The following is a 15,398-nucleotide window of genomic DNA, read 5'->3' as shown; positions in this document are numbered from 1 at the left end:
ATGGCTGGAGCAATTACAACGCATTTATCGAGCGAGGCCTCCAAGCGGCCTAAGCATATTAATGAACCGGCACTGGTGCGTATTGTGCTCATAACGGTAGCGCTCATTTTCCTCGCGCTGGTCGTGCTGCTGCCGCTCGTCTCAGTCTTTGTTGAAGCGTTTAAGAAGGGCTTTGATGTTTACCGCGCCGCGATCACCGATCCCGATGCATTATCGGCACTAAGACTGACGTTGCTCGTAGCCGTTATCGCCGTGCCGCTGAATACGCTGTTCGGCATATCCGCTGCATGGGCGATCAGCAAGTTCCGTTTTCGCGGCAAGCAGTTTTTAATTACGCTCATTGATTTGCCGTTTGCCGTATCTCCGGTCATATCCGGACTTATCTATATTCTAATGTTTGGCGCACAAGGCTTCTTCGGACCCTGGCTCGATTCCCATGGCATTCAGCTCGTCTTCGCCCTGCCGGGCATCGTGCTGGCAACTGTATTCGTCACGGTGCCATTCATTGCCCGTGAGCTCATACCGCTCATGCAGGCGCAGGGAGTCACAGAAGAGGAAGCGGCGGCAAGCCTTGGCGCGAAGGGCTGGCAAATTTTCTGGCGGGTCACCTATCCGAACATTAAGTGGGGCCTGCTGTACGGCATTATATTGTGTAATGCGCGAGCGATGGGTGAGTTTGGAGCTGTCTCGGTCGTATCGGGCCACATTCGCGGACAGACCAATACGCTGCCGCTGCATATTGAGATTTTGTATAACGAATACCAATTTTCAGCTTCATTCGCCGTTGCATCGCTGCTCGTTATGCTGGCGTTCGTAACGCTTATCGTCAAGTCGCTTATGGAATGGCAAATGAACAAACGGGCTTCTGCCCAAATCGTCTGACGCTTGCGATAAGGTGAAACGGCTGTATTTTTAGTATTAAAAAAAGGAGGAGAAGACAATGGCAAAACCTTTGGAAATCGATCAGCAGTGGCTTAAGCGAATTGCGGATCAGGTGGGCGGGCTGCAATATGGAAGTGTAAATATTACGGTGCATGACGGCAGAATCGTTCAGATTGACCGGACAGAGCGGACGCGCTACGATCAGCCCTCCAGCAAGCAGCAGGAATCCCCAAGCATCAAGCAGCATACGGGCAGCAATAGCCATAGCAATAGCAATAGCAACAAGCACCAAACGGCCTAAATTTTGTAGAGGCAGTTGTCAGCATAAAATAGTGTTTTAGACTGACCCTGCAAATTGAAACAGCGACAGCCAAGGACGAGAAAATAAAGTCCTGGACGGTCGCTGTTTTATTGAACTAATGTTTCCCATTAGCTTAAAGTCTCGGTAATCGAAATTAGCCAATCACGGTTGCTACGCTCGGCCAATACCTCATACTGCAATGCCTTACCCATAGTCGGTCCCATTTCCGCCCAAATCAACTGCTGTATTTCATTATCTCCAACGTAAACTGCTTCATTAGAACGAATTGTTAAGTACTCAATAGTGTGTTTATCTACATCAGGCACATGAATTCGACTCTTTGTGGTTCCAAAAATCCGGAATTGAAATGAGGTTTCTTCTTTACGATATAACAGACTTACACCAACGAACGTATCATTTGGTTTAAGATCTCGCACAACGTCTTTTCCGGTGTTTGCACTCTCAATAGCCATTTCATCGATTTCTTCCTGAGTCAAATTGTCAAATCCATAGTAAACCTGAATCCCCTTCACTTCTGCATTAGCAGGGAATACGGGCTCCCATGATGACGCTTTTGCCTTTAATTCGTCGAGACCATCCAACCAATTCACTGGTGCGTAATTTGTTTGCTGACTGATTTTTTTATCATCCGCAAGGTATATTCCTTTTCCAAAACCAGGCTTTAACTCGCGAATAACGATATCAATAGTGCTCTCCGCTTGAAGTGAAGCGACATTCAAAATTCCTAATACTTCTCCCTTTTCATTCCTCATTTCCAAAGTCTGATCTCTCCTTTAAGGTAGTAAACCTCATTCAACGTACCTATAGTCTACAGAAAACGGACGATAATAAAAACCTGACAATGTACAGTAATTTTCGTATATCCCTCTTAAGTTAATCTGCCCATTAGCTTAATGGAGCGTTAGCAATCGCATATTATAATGACAAACAGGCAGTATAAAGAAAGAAAAAGAACCTTCGAATCATCCGCTAAAAGCGGAATCGAAGGTTCTTTCTTTTAATGCAGGGCTTGCTATTTGTTTACGATATGATAAATTTCACGATTACAGCTGCAGCAAACATGACAGTCATTAGACCAAGCATGCCACCAAAGCCGAACACTACATCCATCAAGTCGTGGCGCGGTTCTTCGTTATAATGCTCGCGCGGGTCTCTAACGTTCTCCATAACAAGCGTCCTCCCTTGAAAACGATTTAGCTACCAATAGTATACCCAACTATCTGAATAATTGTAAAGCAAAACACGGCAACTATTGTAAACGGAAGGACTCTGCTGCTGGCCCTAATCTATGTTACAATAAGGCATGGGAACAGATGTCCGTGAGGGAGGTTTGGAAATGAATCAGCATGAGGAGAAACAGGCGGTCAGCCCGGCTGAAGCGGCGGAGCTTATTCGTCACAAGCTGGCGCTGCTTCCGGACCAGCCCGGCTGCTATTTGATGAAGAATGGCGAAGGCACAATCATTTATGTCGGCAAAGCCAAAATTTTAAAAAATCGCGTCCGCTCGTATTTCAATGGCTCTCATAATGGGAAGACGCAGCGCCTCGTTGCGGAAATCCGTGATTTTGATTTTATATTGACGAAGAGCAACATGGAGGCGCTCATTCTCGAGTGTAATCTCATTAAGCAATATCACCCGCGCTATAACGTTTTGCTGAAGGATGACAAATCCTTTCCTTATATAAAAATTACGCATGAGCAGCACCCAAAACTCGAGGTAACCCGCAGGATGGCCAAGGATAAGGGGAAATACTTCGGCCCTTATCCGAATGCTTATGCAGCCCAGCAGACGAAGAAGCTGCTGGACCGGCTGTATCCGATGCGCAAATGCAAGACGCTGCCCGACAAGGTATGCCTGTATTATCACATGGGGCAATGCATTGCACCTTGTGAATATGAGATTGAACCTGGCACCTATGAGGCGATGGTTCAGGAAATTACCCGTTTCCTGAATGGCGGCCATGATGTGGTGCGGACGGATTTGCAGCGTAAGATGGAGGCTTCCGCCGAGCAGCTGGAGTTTGAGCGGGCGAAGGAATACCGCGATCAGATTATTGCCATTGATGCGGTGATGGAGAAGCAGAAAATTACGATGTCGGACGCCTTAGACCGCGATATTTTCGGCTATGCCGTCGAGAAGGGCTGGATGTGCGTCCAGATCCTATATATGCGCCAAGGCAAGCTTATCGAGCGCCATGGCACGACCTTCCCTTATTATGGCGAAGAATACGATGATTTTATGACCTTCGTAACTCAATATTATAGTGAAAACCCTGCGCTGCCGAAGCAGATCTTGCTGCCACTTGCACCAGAGCAAACAGAGCTTGCTTTGGCTGCGGGCAAGCCAGCAGTAGGAACGCAGGAGACGGCCGCAGCCTATCTTGAACAGGAGGCGGCGTCAAGCGCAAATGAGGCAGCAAGGGATATGGTTGATGCAGCGAGCTTAGTCGTTGTGGTTGATGAAGATACGCAAGAGGAAGCCCAGCAGCCCAAAGAGAAAGAGCTGTCCGTTGCTGAGGAGGCCGCTGCTGCGCTGCACCACTGGCTGAAGGTCAAGGTGCTGCTGCCGCAGCGCGGACGCAAGAGCGAGGTCGTCTCGATGGCGACGGAGAACGCCAAGGTTACGCTTGCCGACAAGTTCCGGCTCATTGAGCGGGATGAGGAGCGCAGCGTCAAGGCGGCAGCAGGGCTTGCCGAATGGCTCGGCTTGCCGCAGGCGACCCGGATCGAGGCGTTTGACAACTCCAACATTCAAGGGACGAACCCGGTATCGGCAATGGTCGTATTCATTGACGGCAAGCCGGACCGCAAGGAATACCGCAAATACAAGGTCAAGACGGTCGTTGGGCCAGATGATTACGAGACGATGCGCGAGGTCATTCGCAGACGCTATGAGCGGGTGCTGAAGGATCAGCTGTTAGCTCCGGATCTCATTGTAGTCGATGGCGGCAAGGGACAAATTTCCGCAGCGATTGATGTGCTGCAAAATGAGCTGAACCTGTTTATCCCGGTATGCGGCCTCGTCAAGGATGCCAAGCACCGGACGGCCCAGCTCATGACCGGCGATCCCGCCGAAATTATTCCGCTGCCGCGTGACAGCCAAGAGTTTTATTTGCTGCAGCGCATACAAGACGAGGTTCACCGCTTCGCGATTACGTTCCACCGCGAGCAGCGCGGCAAGTCGATGGTCGTCTCACAGCTCGATGCCATTCCGGGCATAGGCGAGAAGCGGCGCAAGCTGCTGCTGAAGCATTTTGGCTCCATCAAAAAAATAAAAGAGGCCACGGTGGAAGATTTCCGGCCTCTTTCAATAGGAGATAAGCTTGCCGCACAAATTATTGCGGCACTGGGGGAGGAGGCGTCGCCGTAAGCTGCGGCGGCCTTCCTCCTTTTTTTCTATGCCATATCCTTATGATATAGGCAATGGGAACGGGCAGAACAGCGTAGAAAATCGCTGCCCCGATATTTAAAGCGCCGCCAACAGATATGAGCGAGAAGCCCATTAAGAGCGAATCAAATATCGCATGAACAAATATGGCGGTAATGAGGCTGTAGCGCAGAAAAATGTAGCTGAAGATCATCCCAATAATAATGAGTTCAATGAGCCTGGTGTAGAATGGGAAGATCGGATAGGCGACATGCCCGAGCGCCCACAATATAGTCGGGATCAAGGCAGCGACATAAATATTTTTGAACCATCTGCGGAACAAGGCAATGCCGAAAAACCGGTAAATGGCCTCCTCGGAAATCGCTGCGCACCAAGCCAGCATCGGCATGAGCCACAGCCATTTGATGTTATAGGGAGACTGGGTCGCATCGCTGGTGCTCCAACTGCCGATTGCCGATTCGAGCACCAGAAAAATGACCGATTGCACGCCCAGCAAAATCAGGGCAATCAAATAACCGAGTCCCATGCTGCGCCATACATGCTCGCCGTAGTTTTTTTCCCGGAAGCCTGGCCATACCGGACGTTTCCACGAGCGCCACATGCCGTCTCCGGCGACGAAGGAGAAATAGACGGCCGCGCCAACCGGAATCAGCAGAAGCGCAGTAAACCATGCCATGAAGGACACCTGACCATCGCTCATCACTTGTTCGCCTTGCTGAGCAATGATGCCGTCCATAATGCCTAGATTGTTAATAATATAAAAAACGGTGAAAATAAGGCTAATGACAATGCCGCGTTTGAATGTCGTATGACGGCGGTATAATATCGCATAAATAATAGCAAGCACCAGCGTGATGAAAGTCATGTAGGTGAGGCTAATCAACGATAACACGTCGGCCGTATTTTTTTGCTGCTCAACAATGGCGACATAGTCTGAGGGTGGAACAAACGCGGGCTTATAAGTCGAAATAATGGTTTTGTCGCCATTCTGACTGAAGCCAAATCGCAGCTCAAGCTGGGAACTGCCTGCTGCATACCCTGTTGGATGAATGACGACCTGTCCAAGGGAGTTAACGGTAGCATCGTTCAAATCCTTGGCTTGAAAGCCCTGCGTAGTCGCAAAGCTGGCCGCTGCATCGAGAAGCTGCTTCTGCTCATTATTGGAAAGTGCGCTCGTAGCTACTCCAATGAGATTCCATGCGACAACGCTGCCGCTTTGCATGTGGAGATAGACGAACGCGGTGCTGCCATTGTCAAGCGTTACTTGCGTTTGATAGGTGTCGAGCGGAAATTGCTGCATATATTTGGACGCATAATCCTCGTACAGCTTTTCCTTCATCAAATAGCCGGTTTCATCGCTATCGGTTTGATAAACGGCGTGAGCGTCCGTAACGTTAACGCCGAACTGCTTCTCGGCAAATTCCGTTGCTTTTTGCAGAGCTGCCTCATTGCCAATAACGTTGCCCTGTGATTCCGATGCGCCCGAATCTGGGCCGCCAAGCATGGGCATGATTTGCAAAAATATAAAAACGACAGCGCCAATGACAGCGGCCCATACAAATTTCTTCCACTCGCGTGGAGCAATAAATTCAATCATAACTCACCTCAATTTCAGTTTAATCAAAAAATAAAGCATAGTGCTCTTAACATACCATATTAAACCATATCATCGCCAATCTAACAGCTTGGTCACCCTTTAGGCGGCTTGTCAACGTTGCCTGCATTCATAAAACAGAGAAATAACGATATCCGGCAAGCTATCGGGAGGCTGTCTCTCTTGCAGGGCTGTTTTTGAATGAAATCAGCTGTTTTTATTGCAAAAGGCTGTTTTATACCCGGTGGGCTTTAAGCTTATAATCGTTAAGTCATCTGTAATTGAAAGCTGCAAGGTGAAACTTGAACAGAATAATAGGCATTATTAAGGTGGATGCAATGAACATTTCGTTTTTTTCCTTACTTAAATGGTCCCCGCCACGCATATTGGTCGTGGGCTTTGCGATTATTATTATGCTGGGGGCTCTGCTGCTATCCCTGCCATTTGCCTCGGCCGACGGCAGCGGGCTGCGATTTCTGGATGCTTTTTTTACAGCTACCTCGGCAACTAGCGTGACGGGGCTTGTGGTCGTGGATTCCGGTACCTATTTCTCGGTCGCTGGACAGGTTATTATTATGCTGCTGATTCAGATCGGTGGGCTCGGCTTTATGACGATGGGCACGCTGTTCGCGCTTGTGCTGAAAAAGCGCATATCGCTGCGCGAGCGGCTCATTTTGCAAGAAGCCATGAATCAGGGGAGCATGGAGGGCATCATTCGGCTCATCCGCAAGGTCATTGTATATTCCTTGTCCTTTGAGCTCGTCGGTACGCTGCTGTTCACACTGCGCTTCGCTTACGACATGCCGTTTGGCAAGGCGCTGTATTTCGGTGTGTTTCATGCTGTATCGCTGTTTAACAATGCAGGCTTTGATATTTTTGGCGACTACCGCAGCTTGACGCTGTATGTGGATGATCCGATTGTGAACCTGACTGCCATGCTGCTTATTATATCCGGGGGCCTCGGTTTTATCGTCATCTCGGATTTGCTGGAATTCCGCCGCCGCAAGGGGCTGTCGCTGCACAGCAAAGTGGTGCTGGTTATGACAGGATCGCTCATCGCAGTCGGAGCGGTCGTTATTTTCATATTTGAGTTTTCGAATATGAGGACGCTTGGCTCGCTGGACTGGGGCGGGAAAATACTTTCTTCCTTCTTTCAGTCCGTCTCGCCGAGGACGGCGGGGGCTAATACGCTGAACTATGCCGATTTACGGCAGGCGACTTTATTTTTCACCATTATATTAATGTTTATTGGCGCATCTCCCGGCTCGACTGGGGGCGGGATCAAGACGACGACGTTTATGACGCTCATAGGGGCCGTTGTCGCGATGTTTCGGGGGAAAGAGGACATTGTACTGTTCCGCTTTCGCCTCGGCAAGGAGCGGGTGCTCAAGGCGCTTACGATTACGATGCTGTCGCTGTCGCTTGTCGTAGTCGTTACGATGCTGTTATCCGCAACGGAGGATCAGCAGTTTATTAAAATTTTGTTTGAAGCAACTTCCGCCTTCGGGACGGTAGGACTGTCGATGGGCATAACGCCAGAGCTGAGCGATTTTGGGAAAATCATCATTTCCATTACGATGTTCGCTGGGCGTCTAGGCCCACTGACGCTAGCTTACGCGCTTAATCCGAAAGTTAGCAAGGAGCTTTATCGGTATCCAGAAGGCAAAATTACAATTGGATAGGGGAAACACGGATTCATATGAAAAAGAACCAGTTCGTCATAGTGGGGCTTGGGCGTTTCGGCTCAAGCCTTGGCAGAGAGTTGATTCAGCTAGGCTACGAGGTATTAGGCGTTGATAAGGATGAGGAGGTCGTGCAGGAGATGAGCGATGTGCTCACTTATACGGTTTCGGCCGACTGCACGGATGAGGAGACGCTGCGCTCGATTGGCGTGCGAAATTTTGACGTTGGCGTTGTAGCGATTGGCGATGATATTCAAGCGAGCATATTGACGACGATCTTGCTCAAGGACTTAGGCGTTAAGACAGTAGTGGCAAAAGCGATGGACGAGCTGCATGGACGGGTGCTGGAAAAAATCGGCGTGGATCGCGTTATTTATCCAGAGCGGGATATGGGCATTCGTGTCGCACATCAGCTGGTGTCGCCGAATCTGCTTGATTATATCGAGCTGTCCAAGGATTATACAATTGCCGAGCTTGTCGTCACGGGGAAAATGCATGGCAAGACACTCAGCGATCTCGACCTGCGTGCCCGCTTCGGGTGCAGCATAGTAGCGATTAATAAGCCGAATGGCATTATTATTGCCCCGACAGCAACCGATGTGCTGTACGAGCGTGATGTCATGGTCGTTATCGGGACGAATGAGCAGATTGAGCAGTTTGAAGAGGCAGCAACAAGGTGACAATAAAGACAGCAGCGCTTGCGGCTATTCGCATCGGCGCTGCTGTCTTCTTGCTACTCTGCTGCTCAAGACTTTGAGCGCGCGGCAAGCTCCTCGATCCACAGACGGACCGCTGGATGCAGCGCTGCCGGGTCAGCGTGAATGAGCGAGGTCGTGCGCTTCGTCTCCGCCAGCTCTCTGATCGGAATGACGGTGAGGTCGTTGTCAGCCAGCAGCTGTTCGCGCACATACGATTGGGGCAGCAGTGTCGCTGCCCGGCACGTGTGCTGAAGCCGGACGATGGCCTCGAAGGAGTCGATCTCCATGCGCACATCCGGCTGGAGATTGTATTTGGCAAACAGCTCGTCGGTCAGCATGCGGTACCAGGTTCCTTTGGAGAATAGCAGAATCGGCAAGCCGTTGAGGTCTTGAATGCCGAGCATGCCTTTATCGGTCACAACCATGCTTTTCGGCAGAACGAGCAGCAGATGATCCTCAAACAGCGGGACGCAGTGCAACTGGGCGTCTTCAATACGCGAGGCGACAATGCCGATATCCGCTTTTCCTTCCCTTACATAAGTAACGATCTCATGGGTTTTGCCCGTGACCGCCTTAATATCGAATTCAGGATGGCTGCTATTGAGCGCTTTAATAAAATCGGGCAGTGTCGTTTGCAGCGTCGTCAGGCTCGCGCCAATCGTAATGGAGGTTCGCCCTGCCGACTCATAATCGGCAACCTTCTGCAGGTACCGCCGGTGCAGTTGCCGAAGCTCCAGTGCGTATTCATAGGTCATCTGGCCGATAGGCGTCAGCTCCAGCCGCTTGCCGATCCGATGGAACAGCTGCGTGCCGATATCCTGCTCTAGCTTGACAATTTTACGGGAGAGGGCAGGCTGGGACAAATTGAGCAGCGCCGCAGCCTTGTTCATGCTGGACTGCTCGACGATGGCGGCAAACATATGCATTTCTTCAATCAATATAGCCAGCTCCAGTCTGCTTATGTCAAAATGTTATAACAAATTATAAAAAATAAGCAATTCCATTATAAGCTGAAAAGGAGTACGATGAGAAGTGTGACTAAACTGTGTCAACTTTTGTTGACGGAGAAAGAACCGAAGAGTAAAATGTAGATTGATTTGTAGACAAGCATTTTGAGGAAAGCGTAACCACAGTCTGGAAAGGAGACACAAAGGCATGAAAGGAAATTCCTATTTTTCCCGTAAGCTTCACTCGCTGCTTGGTATCATTCCGCTCGGAATGTTTATCGTTGTGCATGCGCTTACGAACTATCAATCGTTCGAGAGGGGGGCAGAGGGGTTCAGCAGCGGAGTAAAGCTCATTAACAGCTTGCCATTGCTGCCGATTGCTGAAATTTTCGGTATATATCTCCCGCTGCTTTTCCATGGCGTGTACGGCTTATATGTAGCCTATCAATCGGACAGCAACCTGGGGCGCTTCAAGTACGGCCGCAACTGGGCGTTTACAGCGCAGCGTATAACGGGTGTTATTACGTTTATCTTTGTGTTCTGGCACGTATACCAAACTCGTTTTCAGGTGTACATGGGCCATATCACACATGAAGAGCTAGGCTCCACGATGCACAATATTGCGACTAACCCGCTTTATTTTGTATTTTATGTGGTCGGAGTACTGGCAGCTACGTTCCACTTTGCTAATGGGCTTTGGGCATTTTTGATCAGCTGGGGCATCACAGTTGGGCCTCGTGCACAACGGATTTCATCCATCATATGCATGGGTGTTTTTGTAGTCGTAGCGGCATTGTTTATTCTTTCGCTTGTTGCATTCCGCGGCGACGAATTCAAGGAAGCAGCCGATCTTGCATTGGCTTGGAATAATATCGGATAGTTTGAAGACAAGGAGTGAAGCGTGATGGCTAACAATAAAATAATCGTCGTAGGCGGCGGCCTTGCCGGTCTTATGGCTACGATAAAAGCAGCAGAAGCTGGCATGCACGTTGATCTGTTCTCGATCGTGCCGGTGAAGCGTTCCCATTCCGTCTGCGCACAGGGCGGCATTAATGGAGCGGTAAATACAAAAGGTGAAGGCGACTCGCCTTGGGAGCATTTTGACGATACGGTATACGGGGGAGACTTCCTCGCTAACCAGCCTCCTGTTAAAGCCATGTGTGAAGCAGCACCAGGCATTATCCACTTAATGGACCGGATGGGCGTTATGTTCAGCCGTACGCCGGAGGGCTTGCTCGATTTCCGCCGTTTCGGAGGCACACAGTATCACCGTACAGCGTTTGCAGGTGCTACAACAGGACAGCAATTGCTATACGCTTTGGATGAGCAAGTTCGCCGCTGGGAAGCAGCCGGCCTCGTAACGAAATACGAGCACTGGGAGTTCCTTGGCGCCGTTCTGGATGATGAAGGCATTTGCCGCGGGGTATCTGCACAGGATTTGCGTTCGATGGAAGTGAAAACGTTCATAGGCGATGCGGTTATATTGGCATCGGGCGGCCCTGGCATTATTTTCGGAAAAACAACGAACTCGGTTATTAATACAGGTACAGCAGCAAGTGCGGTGTATCAGCAAGGCGTTAATTATGCGAACGGCGAATTTATTCAAATTCACCCAACCGCGATTCCGGGCGATGACAAGCTGCGCTTGATGTCCGAATCGGCTCGTGGCGAAGGCGGACGCGTATGGACTTACAAAGACGGCAAGCCTTGGTACTTCCTTGAGGAAAAATATCCGGCATACGGCAATCTTGTGCCGCGTGATATTGCGACCCGTGAAATTTTCAGCGTCTGTGTCGATCAGAAGCTCGGCATCAATGGCGAAAACATGGTTTACCTTGATCTTTCCCATAAAGATCCGAAGGAGCTTGATGTTAAGCTCGGCGGCATCATCGAAATTTATGAGAAATTCATGGGCGATGATCCACGGAAGCTGCCAATGAAAATTTTCCCTGCAGTTCACTATTCGATGGGCGGCATGTGGGTGGATTACAACCAAATGACGAACATTCCTGGTTTGTTTGCAGCAGGCGAATGCGAGTATCAATACCATGGTGCGAACCGTCTCGGTGCGAACTCGCTGCTGTCGGCGATTTACGGCGGTATGGTCGCAGGACCGAAAGCGGTAGAGTACATTAAAGGCATGAAAAAAGCTTCCGCTGACGTGGCTTCCTCCGTATTCGACCGTGAGCAAAAACGCCAAACGGATAAATACGAAAGCATTCTTGCCATGAACGGTACAGAAAATGCTTACGTTCTGCACAAGGAGCTTGGCGAATGGATGACTAACAATATGACGGTTGTTCGTTTCAATGACAAGCTCGAAGCAACGATCAGCAAAATCAAAGAGCTTAAGCAGCGTTATAACAATATCAACATCAATGACTCGATGAAATGGAACAACTCAAGCGTTGCCTTCACTCGTCAGCTGTGGAACATGATCGAGCTGTCCGAAGCTATGACCCTCGGTGCCCTGCTCCGTGACGAAAGCCGCGGCGCGCATTACAAGCCGGATTTCACAGAGCGCAATGACGAGAAGTTCATGAAGTCAACGATTGCGACTTGGACGAAGGAAGGCCCGCAAATTTCGTATGAGGACATCGATGTTTCCCTTATTACACCGCGTAAACGCGACTACACAGCGAACAAGAAGAAAGGAGAATAAAGATGGCTGATACGACTACTGCTACAAAAACCGTTAAATTCATCATTACCCGTCAGGATGGACCGGAGTCTGCGCCTTACAAAGAGGAATTTGAAATTCCGTATCGCCCGAATATGAACGTTATCAGCGGACTTATGGAAATTCAGCGTAATCCGACGATGGCAGATGGCGGCAATACAGCTCCAGTATGCTGGGAATCCAACTGTCTGGAAGAAGTTTGCGGCGCCTGCTCCATGGTCATTAATGGCAAGCCGCGCCAAGCGTGCAGCGCACTGATCGATCAGTTGGAGCAGCCGGTACGTCTGGAGCCGATGCGCACTTTCCCGGTCGTCCGTGACCTTGTAATCAATCGCGAGCGCATGTTTAACGCCCTCAAGCGCGTTAAGGCATGGATTCCGATTGATGGCACTTATGATCTCGGTCCTGGCCCGCGCTTGGCAGAATCGAAGCGCCAATGGGCTTACGAGCTGTCCAAGTGCATGACGTGCGGCGTATGTCTTGAAGCTTGCCCGAACGTCAACGATCGCAATAGCTTTGTTGGCCCAGCGGCCATTTCTCAGGTTCGCTTGTTCAACGTTCATCCTACGGGAGAAATGAACAAGGAAGAGCGTCTGGAAGCATTGATGGAGGATGGCGGCATCGAGGGCTGCGGAAACTCGCAAAACTGTGTTCGTTCTTGTCCGAAAGGCATTCCGCTTACGACGTCGATTGCGGCAATCAACAAAGATACAACGAAGCATCTGTTCAAAAAATGGCTTGGATTTTAAATATAAGGTCTTCCACCTGAGCGGTGGAAGGCTTTTTTCTTTTTTCTTAAAATATAGGAAAGAATATGATTTTGCGATCCTTTTCTATATTTCTCGGACTGAAACGCGCCGCACCGCCAAAGGACGGAGACAGCCGTTTCACCTTGTATAATAATGATAATCAGTATCAATAATAAAAGAGATTATGCCGCTTGTCAATGTTCAGCCGTGAATACAATATAAACAGAGCAAAAAAGAACCGCTCTCACGGTTCTTTTTTGCTCTGTTTATGCATTTCCTACTAATAGCTCTTAAAGCTGGCTTGTTACAGCCACTCTTCGCCCCACTTTTGAATCGATTCAATGACAGGCTCTAAATGATGGCCTTTGTCACTTAATTCGTATTCAATGCGAACAGGCATCTCTGGATACACCGTTCGTTTAATAATGGAAAGTTGTTCAAGTTCCTTCATCCGGTCGGTAAGCATCTTGTCGCTCATATCCGGAATTTGCTCCTTGATCTCCTTGAACCTCTTTGGTCCAGCTAGTAGCACCCGAATGATGAGACCGGTCCATTTCTTGCCTAAAATTTCGGCCGCTGCTTCATACTTTGGGCACATTGTTGAATAATCCAACCTGATCACCCCGTTTCTTCTTAACCCATTATAACATATCTACTTTGGAAAAGTAAGTGCATATAAACACCATATCGCCATTTTACTTTATTTTAAATATTTACTTTACAAAAGTTAGTTTATATATTAAGATAGGTTCATGAAACGCAGCGAGCAAGTGATGCAGCTGCGAAACCAAACAAAAGACGAAGGGTGAGGTTAAAATGTTGGACACAGGATTATTGATTATTCGGGTAGTATTGGGTTTGTTGATGGTTGGTCATGGGGCGCAGAAGCTGTTTGGCTGGTTCGGTGGTTACGGATTGAAGGGCACGGGAGGCTGGCTGGATTCAATTGGTGTTAAACCGGGTGTACTGATGGCACTGGCAGCAGGGCTAAGCGAAGTGGTAGGCGGCTTGCTGTTTGCTGCAGGCTTGTGGACATGGCTTGGCGCGGTGCTGTTAATCATCCCAATGATTATGGCGATCGTGAAGGTACATGGCGCTAACGGCCTGTGGTCAACGCAGAACGGCTACGAATATAATCTGGTGCTGATTGCTGTATTTGTCGGTATTGCTTTGACCGGTGCAGGAGAGCTGTCAATCGACGCTTTGCTTAAATAAGGGAATTAGAGGTTTTGTATCGTAAGGTGAAACGGCCGAAAGCCGTCTTTTGGCGGCGTAGCGCGTTTCAGACCGAGAAATATAGAGAAAGGATGGCGCAATCATAAACTTTCCTATATTTAAAAAAAGCCTGCTTCCAGCCGCTATAAGCGGATGACAACAAGCCCAATCATCATGCATGCGAATGCCGCCCACTGGGCGGCATTTAGTTTTTCCTTGTAAATCAGGATGGCGCCTGCAGCGACCACAAGGCTGTTCGTCGCAAAGATCGGCGCGGCTAGATTAGCAGGCCCTGTCGCCAGCGCGGTTGCATAAAGCTGGAGGCCAGCGTAGGAGAAAAGGCCAGCGAGCAGTCCGTAAAGCAAGCCGGTCCGATAGGCAGATTTGCGGGTGCTGCCTTTTTTATCTTTGCTTAGCAAGGTGAACCATAGAAAGGACAGCAAATAGCCCACGAATAAAATCGGCGCGCTGGAAAATCCCCATTCCTCCGTTACCTTCAGCCCGCCATTGCGAAAGGTAAAGAAGATGACCGCGGCGGAAGCGTAGTAAAACCATTGTCTCTGGGCAGGGATGGCTTGTACCTGTTTTTTATAAGAAATGAGCACAACGGACAGCAGCAGCAGTAAAATGCCGCTAGCTTGCGCGAGCTGGAGCGGTTCCTTATAGACAAGTGTGCCCAATGCAACGACAAGCACGATGTTCATATTCGTCAGTGGAGAGGTCAGGCTTGCCGGACCATAGTCCAGCGCCTTCATAAAGACCGTGTTGCCGATGGCCGAGCCTGCTCCAATGATCGCACCTGCAATCCAGATCCGGTAATCGGCTAACGAAGCGAGCGAGCCCTCAAACGCGGCATGAATGCCAAACCCAGCTGTGCCTGAGGCGTAAAGCCCAAGCAGCAGCGCTGAGGTTGCGCCGCCGCTCATCTGGCTTCTTTTCATCCACCAGCCGGCTAATCCGAATAAAATGGCGCTAGAGATGGCAACGGTTAGCCACATGATGTTCAACTCCCTGATTGTTTACGGTAAGGCTGAATTTGTTACACAAATGAAATGATTCTGTTATACCCCTATTACAATACTCGGTTATTATAATAAACAAGACCCCCTTTTAATATATCGAATTCGGACCTGCACTCGGTGCAGGTCCACTTTTTTTGTCCAGATGTTCGTAGGCAGCTTGCCGCTTGCGCATTCTACATAAAAAAGAGACTGCTCTGCTGATAAACAGCAAAGCAGCAT

General features: G+C 49.3%; 15 protein-coding genes. 9 read left to right on the top strand and 6 right to left on the bottom strand.

The window, feature by feature from the left end; all coding sequences use genetic code 11:
• Positions 1-882, top strand: a complete 882-nt coding sequence (cysW, locus tag ACSR9A_RS30055) for a sulfate ABC transporter permease subunit CysW (RefSeq protein ID WP_473762156.1) — start codon at positions 1-3, stop codon at positions 880-882.
• A gap of 58 nt (positions 883-940) precedes the next feature.
• The gene (locus tag ACSR9A_RS30050) at positions 941-1,183 is read left to right on the top strand and encodes a YezD family protein (RefSeq protein WP_473762154.1); all 243 of its coding nucleotides are present in this window, start codon (positions 941-943) and stop codon (positions 1,181-1,183) included.
• A 128-nt stretch (positions 1,184-1,311) separates the two neighbouring features.
• On the opposite strand, the gene ACSR9A_RS30045 is transcribed toward ACSR9A_RS30050, so the two are convergent.
• On the bottom strand, positions 1,312-1,962 hold the full coding sequence (locus tag ACSR9A_RS30045) for an SAM-dependent methyltransferase (RefSeq protein ID WP_341281570.1): 651 nt from the start codon (positions 1,960-1,962) through the stop codon (positions 1,312-1,314).
• Between the two features lie 262 nt (positions 1,963-2,224).
• Complete coding sequence (locus tag ACSR9A_RS30040) at positions 2,225-2,371, bottom strand: YqzM family protein (RefSeq protein WP_099516602.1); 147 nt, start codon at positions 2,369-2,371, stop codon at positions 2,225-2,227.
• Positions 2,372-2,540: 169 nt separating this feature from the next.
• On the opposite strand from ACSR9A_RS30040, the gene uvrC reads away from it, so the two are divergent.
• Entirely contained in the window at positions 2,541-4,574 is a 2,034-nt protein-coding gene (gene uvrC / locus ACSR9A_RS30035; RefSeq protein WP_473762151.1) for an excinuclease ABC subunit UvrC, read from the top strand.
• Here the strand turns inward: uvrC and ACSR9A_RS30030 are convergent.
• Entirely contained in the window at positions 4,540-6,189 is a 1,650-nt protein-coding gene (locus tag ACSR9A_RS30030; protein WP_473762149.1) for a CPBP family intramembrane glutamic endopeptidase, read from the bottom strand. The genes uvrC and ACSR9A_RS30030 overlap by 35 nt on opposite strands.
• Before the next feature lie 335 nt (positions 6,190-6,524).
• On the opposite strand from ACSR9A_RS30030, the gene ACSR9A_RS30025 reads away from it, so the two are divergent.
• Positions 6,525-7,868 carry a TrkH family potassium uptake protein gene (locus tag ACSR9A_RS30025; RefSeq protein WP_341281573.1) on the top strand — a complete coding sequence of 448 codons (1,344 nt, stop codon included), beginning with the start codon at positions 6,525-6,527 and terminating at the stop codon, positions 7,866-7,868.
• Between the two features lie 17 nt (positions 7,869-7,885).
• Positions 7,886-8,548: a potassium channel family protein gene (locus ACSR9A_RS30020; RefSeq protein ID WP_341281574.1), complete on the top strand. Its 663-nt coding sequence runs from the start codon at positions 7,886-7,888 to the stop codon at positions 8,546-8,548.
• Between the two features lie 65 nt (positions 8,549-8,613).
• Here ACSR9A_RS30020 and ACSR9A_RS30015 read toward each other — a convergent pair whose 3' ends face one another.
• A complete protein-coding gene (locus ACSR9A_RS30015) occupies positions 8,614-9,504 on the bottom strand; it encodes a LysR family transcriptional regulator (protein WP_473762146.1) in 891 nt (296 codons plus the stop codon).
• Positions 9,505-9,721: 217 nt separating this feature from the next.
• Between ACSR9A_RS30015 and ACSR9A_RS30010 the strand changes: the two genes are divergently transcribed.
• The 3 genes from ACSR9A_RS30010 to sdhB are packed head-to-tail and all read left to right on the top strand — an operon-like array spanning position 9,722 to position 12,942.
• Positions 9,722-10,393: a succinate dehydrogenase cytochrome b558 subunit gene (locus tag ACSR9A_RS30010; protein WP_473762143.1), complete on the top strand. Its 672-nt coding sequence runs from the start codon at positions 9,722-9,724 to the stop codon at positions 10,391-10,393.
• A 24-nt stretch (positions 10,394-10,417) separates the two neighbouring features.
• Positions 10,418-12,175 (top strand): succinate dehydrogenase flavoprotein subunit, encoded by a 1,758-nt coding sequence (gene sdhA, locus ACSR9A_RS30005; protein ID WP_341281577.1) that lies wholly within the window; start codon positions 10,418-10,420, stop codon positions 12,173-12,175.
• Between the two features lie 2 nt (positions 12,176-12,177).
• Positions 12,178-12,942, top strand: coding sequence for a succinate dehydrogenase iron-sulfur subunit (sdhB, locus tag ACSR9A_RS30000; RefSeq protein ID WP_430154860.1), 765 nt, complete (start codon positions 12,178-12,180; stop codon positions 12,940-12,942).
• A gap of 304 nt (positions 12,943-13,246) precedes the next feature.
• Here sdhB and ACSR9A_RS29995 read toward each other — a convergent pair whose 3' ends face one another.
• Positions 13,247-13,555 carry a winged helix-turn-helix transcriptional regulator gene (locus ACSR9A_RS29995; protein WP_056040108.1) on the bottom strand — a complete coding sequence of 103 codons (309 nt, stop codon included), beginning with the start codon at positions 13,553-13,555 and terminating at the stop codon, positions 13,247-13,249.
• 203 nt (positions 13,556-13,758) lie between these two features.
• Between ACSR9A_RS29995 and ACSR9A_RS29990 the strand changes: the two genes are divergently transcribed.
• Complete coding sequence (locus ACSR9A_RS29990) at positions 13,759-14,157, top strand: DoxX family protein (RefSeq protein ID WP_341281579.1); 399 nt, start codon at positions 13,759-13,761, stop codon at positions 14,155-14,157.
• A gap of 143 nt (positions 14,158-14,300) precedes the next feature.
• On the opposite strand, the gene ACSR9A_RS29985 is transcribed toward ACSR9A_RS29990, so the two are convergent.
• Positions 14,301-15,155: an EamA family transporter gene (locus tag ACSR9A_RS29985; RefSeq protein ID WP_473762140.1), complete on the bottom strand. Its 855-nt coding sequence runs from the start codon at positions 15,153-15,155 to the stop codon at positions 14,301-14,303.
• Between the last annotated feature and the right edge of the window lie 243 nt (positions 15,156-15,398).

This window comes from Paenibacillus sp. R-74696, from assembly GCF_055814915.1.
Note: the sequence above shows the minus strand (reverse complement) of the source record. Positions and strands in the feature narration are given on the sequence as shown.

Excerpts from the sequence above, each read along its gene's own strand:
- sdhB (WP_430154860.1), top strand. The coding sequence starts at position 12,178 with ATGGCTGATACGACTACTGCTACAAAAACCGTTAAATTCATCATTACC.
- ACSR9A_RS29985 (WP_473762140.1), bottom strand. The coding sequence starts at position 15,155 with ATGTGGCTAACCGTTGCCATCTCTAGCGCCATTTTATTCGGATTAGCC.
- sdhA (WP_341281577.1), top strand. The coding sequence starts at position 10,418 with ATGGCTAACAATAAAATAATCGTCGTAGGCGGCGGCCTTGCCGGTCTT.
- ACSR9A_RS30050 (WP_473762154.1), top strand. The coding sequence starts at position 941 with ATGGCAAAACCTTTGGAAATCGATCAGCAGTGGCTTAAGCGAATTGCG.
- ACSR9A_RS30025 (WP_341281573.1), top strand. The coding sequence starts at position 6,525 with ATGAACATTTCGTTTTTTTCCTTACTTAAATGGTCCCCGCCACGCATA.
- ACSR9A_RS30040 (WP_099516602.1), bottom strand. The coding sequence starts at position 2,371 with ATGGAGAACGTTAGAGACCCGCGCGAGCATTATAACGAAGAACCGCGC.
- uvrC (WP_473762151.1), top strand. The coding sequence starts at position 2,541 with ATGAATCAGCATGAGGAGAAACAGGCGGTCAGCCCGGCTGAAGCGGCG.
- ACSR9A_RS30030 (WP_473762149.1), bottom strand. The coding sequence starts at position 6,189 with ATGATTGAATTTATTGCTCCACGCGAGTGGAAGAAATTTGTATGGGCC.
- ACSR9A_RS30010 (WP_473762143.1), top strand. The coding sequence starts at position 9,722 with ATGAAAGGAAATTCCTATTTTTCCCGTAAGCTTCACTCGCTGCTTGGT.
- cysW (WP_473762156.1), top strand. The coding sequence starts at position 1 with ATGGCTGGAGCAATTACAACGCATTTATCGAGCGAGGCCTCCAAGCGG.
- ACSR9A_RS30020 (WP_341281574.1), top strand. The coding sequence starts at position 7,886 with ATGAAAAAGAACCAGTTCGTCATAGTGGGGCTTGGGCGTTTCGGCTCA.
- ACSR9A_RS29990 (WP_341281579.1), top strand. The coding sequence starts at position 13,759 with ATGTTGGACACAGGATTATTGATTATTCGGGTAGTATTGGGTTTGTTG.